1 protein-coding gene is annotated in these 216 nt (G+C 47.7%); it reads left to right on the forward strand.

The window, feature by feature from the left end; translation table 11 throughout:
- Positions 1–14: 14 nt before the first annotated feature.
- Positions 15–216 (forward strand): transposase (locus JW499_RS22340; RefSeq protein WP_232846588.1); only part of this gene is annotated, 202 nt, incomplete at its 3' end.

Genomic DNA, 216 nt, shown 5'->3' on the forward strand with positions numbered 1-216 from the left:
CGGAAGTCAGCTATATGGATCGGATGAAAGAGAAGATCGACAGTCCGATGGGACGCCATATCTATAGTCAACGTTTAGGTACGGTAGAGCCGGTGTTCGGTAATCTGGAAAGCAACAAAGGCCTGAAGCGATTTACGCTCAGAGGCAAAGAGAAGGTCAGCGCACAATGGTTAATGTACTGCATGGTGCATAATATTGAGAAAATCGCGACGCAGG

It is taken from the genome of Amphritea pacifica (genome assembly GCF_016924145.1).
In the GTDB taxonomy this organism is placed as follows: domain Bacteria; phylum Pseudomonadota; class Gammaproteobacteria; order Pseudomonadales; family Balneatricaceae; genus Amphritea; species Amphritea pacifica.